Origin of the sequence: Vibrio sp. YT-16 (assembly GCF_033337405.1) — a bacterium.
GTDB classification, from domain to species: domain Bacteria; phylum Pseudomonadota; class Gammaproteobacteria; order Enterobacterales; family Vibrionaceae; genus Vibrio; species Vibrio alginolyticus.
The window spans coordinates 1-1,100 of the sequence record NZ_JAWOQQ010000137.1 but is presented as its reverse complement, the minus strand read 5'-3'; the positions used below and the strand labels follow the sequence as shown (position 1 = coordinate 1,100).

The 1,100-nt window shown below is 46.0% G+C and carries 1 protein-coding gene and 1 pseudogene; both read right to left on the bottom strand.

Annotated features, from left to right (window positions below; translation table 11 throughout):
• Positions 1–806 (bottom strand): vitamin B12 ABC transporter substrate-binding protein BtuF (gene btuF, locus R7F07_RS25325; RefSeq protein WP_318110684.1); only part of this gene is annotated, 806 nt, incomplete at its 3' end.
• Positions 806–1,100, bottom strand: a pseudogene (locus R7F07_RS25320) (adenosylcobinamide-phosphate synthase); the annotation flags it as partial. The gene btuF and the pseudogene R7F07_RS25320, both read right to left, overlap by 1 nt.

The following is a 1,100-nucleotide window of genomic DNA, read 5'->3' as shown; positions in this document are numbered from 1 at the left end:
CTTTCAAAGTGTTCACACACTTCAATGATCGCATTGAGTGTGCGTGGCGTTGGGCGATTTATCCAATCAGAATTGATTGACCAAACATGATTGTTGCGCAGAGCTGGCAGTTCATTTTTCCATTGAGCCCACATTCCATCATCACTCATAGCATGACGAGAGGTGAAGAGTACTTCAGGTTGACGTGTTATCACTTGCTCGATACTGACTTGAGGATAGGGTGCTGCTGTATTGGCAAATACATTTTCACCACCACAGAAGTTAAATACTTCGCTCGGCCAGTTTTTACCTGCCACAGTAATGATCGGCTTTTCGCTGAGTTGATAAAAATAGCGGACTTTCTCTGTGGTGTTGTATTTCGCTTTGAGAGCAGTTAGCTCCTCTCTAAAGTCCCGCGCTGCTTTTTGACCCTTTGATGGATCATCACTGTATTGACTCAGCTGCTCAATATTATTTGCGATGTCTTCTAAAGTACCCGTGGTTGAGTAGTAGATAGGTACGCCAAATTGTTTTAACTTTTCGAGCTCTTTGGCGGGGTTACCCGCAGGCCAAGCAATGACGAGATCGGGCTGAAGGGCAATGATGCGTTCCAACTTTATGCCTTGGTAATTGGATACTTTCTCCAGTTCGCCAGCTTCCTTCGGATAATCACTCATCTCACTCACAGCGATCAGTTTGTCACCTAAGCCAGCAGCATAAGCTATCTCTGTGGCGTGAGGCGCTAAACTGATCACTCGTTCAACGGGTTCGTTCGCCATCGTAAGAGAGGAGAAGAAAAGGGGGAGGTATAGGCAAATTTTGTTCATCATAATCCTTGATAAATCAGTCCTAGAAGAAAGCTTTGAACCACAATCCAAGCAAAGAAGCGCCAAACTAGCAAAATTTGGATTTGTGCAAGATGAATAGCAGAAGGCACAATGCGTCCACCAATCTTGGTGCGTTCTGCTCTGACGCCTTGGTATAGAGCTGGGCCTCCTAACGAAAGCTGGAACTTATTGCCGATAGTACACAGCAACCAAGCTGGCCCTGGCAAGGGCCAAGATTTCACTTGTTGTTTGAGTCCATTAAGCACTGGGGACATATTGGGGCCAGCAAGCACC